Source organism: Streptomyces beigongshangae (assembly GCF_019710745.1).
In the GTDB taxonomy this organism is placed as follows: domain Bacteria; phylum Actinomycetota; class Actinomycetes; order Streptomycetales; family Streptomycetaceae; genus Streptomyces; species Streptomyces beigongshangae.
Genome location: NZ_JAHKJW010000161.1, coordinates 1 through 1,789, shown reverse-complemented (window position 1 = coordinate 1,789; position 1,789 = coordinate 1). Strand labels below are relative to the sequence as shown.

Sequence of the window (1,789 nt, the reverse complement as noted above, 5' to 3'; positions counted from 1 at the left end):
CGCAGGAAGGCGAGGACGGCGGGGTTGGAGGAGGGCAGTTCGGTGTAGGTGCCCAGGCCGAAGGCGGGGTTCTGTTTGCGGATCTCGATCATGCGCCGGGTCCAGTGGAGCAGGCTGGAGGGGTTGCTCATGGAGGCTTCGACGTTGGTGACCTGGTAGCCGTGGACGGGGTCCATGATGGTGGGCAGGAAGAGGCGTCCGGGGTCGCAGGAGGAGAAGCCGGCGTTGCGGTCGGGGGTCCATTGCATGGGGGTGCGTACGGCGTCGCGGTCGCCGAGCCAGATGTTGTCGCCCATGCCGATCTCGTCGCCGTAGTAGAGGATCGGGGAGCCGGGCAGGGACAGCAGCAGGGCGGTGAACAGTTCGATCTGGTTGCGGTCGTTGTCCAGGAGGGTGGCCAGGCGGCGGCGGATGCCGATGTTGGCGCGCATGCGGGGGTCCTTGGCGTATTCCGCATACATGTAGTCGCGTTCCTCGTCGGTGACCATTTCCAGGGTCAGCTCGTCGTGGTTGCGCAGGAAGATGCCCCACTGGCAGTTGGAGGGGATGGCGGGGGTCTTGGCGAGGATTTCGGAGACGGGGTAGCGCGATTCGCGGCGTACGGCCATGAAGATGCGGGGCATGACGGGGAAGTGGAAGGCCATGTGGCATTCGTCGCCGCCGGCGCTGTAGTCGCCGAAGTAGTCCACGACGTCCTCGGGCCATTGGTTGGCCTCGGCGAGCAGGACGGTGTCGGGGTAGTGGGCGTCGATCTCGGCGCGCACGCGTTTGAGGACCTGGTGGGTGGCGGGCAGGTTCTCGCAGTCGGTGCCCTCTTCGGCGAAGAGGTAGGGGACGGCGTCCAGGCGGAAGCCGTCGATGCCCAGGTCGAGCCAGAAGCGCAGGGCGGAGATGATCTCTTCGACGACGGCGGGGTTGTCGAAGTTGAGGTCGGGCTGGTGGGAGAAGAAGCGGTGGAAGTAGTACTGCTTGCGGACGGGGTCGAAGGTCCAGTTGGAGGCTTCGGTGTCGACGAAGATGATGCGGGCGTCGGGGTATTGCTGGTCGTCGTCGGCCCACATGTAGTAGTCGCCGTAGGGGCCCTGGGGGTCGTTGCGGGAGGCCTGGAACCAGGGGTGCTGGTCGCTGGTGTGGTTCATGACGAAGTCGATGATGACGCGCATGCCGCGCTGGTGGGCGGCGTCGACGAATTCGACGAAGTCGGCCAGGTCGCCGAATTCGGGCAGGACGGCGGTGTAGTCGGAGACGTCGTAGCCGCCGTCGCGCAGGGGGGACTGGAAGAAGGGGGGCAGCCACAGGCAGTCGATGCCCAGCCACTGGAGGTAGTCGAGTTTGGCGGTGAGGCCCTTGAGGTCGCCGATGCCGTCGCCGTTGCTGTCCTGGAAGGAGCGCACCAGGACTTCGTAGAAGACGGCGCGTTTGAACCATTCGGGGTCGCGGTCCTTGGCGGGGGTGTCCTCGAACTTGTCCTCGACGGGTTCGTTGACGATCATGCGGGTGACCCTCCGGTGGGCGGTGTGGTGGGTCGCAGGACGCTCAGTACGTGCGCGGGCCGGTGGCCGGGGGTGAGGCGTACGTAGGTGTTCCTGCCCCAGTGGTAGGTCTCGCCGGACAGCTCGTCGCGCACGGGGACCGACTCGTGCCAGTCCAGGCCAAGGCGTGGCATGTCCAGCGAGAGCGTGGCCTCCTGGGTGTGGTGGGGGTCCAGGTTCACGACCACCACCACCGTGTCCGCACCGGCCCGCTTGCTGTAGACCAGCACGGCATCGTTGTCCGCATGGTGGAAGTG

Annotated in this window: 2 protein-coding genes; both read right to left on the bottom strand. The window is 66.3% G+C overall.

The window, feature by feature from the left end:
* Nucleotides 1-1,493: maltose alpha-D-glucosyltransferase (gene treS / locus KM933_RS38610; RefSeq protein ID WP_221362318.1), on the bottom strand; the 1,493-nt coding region annotated here is incomplete at its 3' end.
* Nucleotides 1,490-1,789 (bottom strand): alpha-glucosidase C-terminal domain-containing protein (locus KM933_RS38605; RefSeq protein ID WP_221362307.1); only part of this gene is annotated, 300 nt, incomplete at its 5' end. The genes KM933_RS38605 and treS, both read right to left, overlap by 4 nt.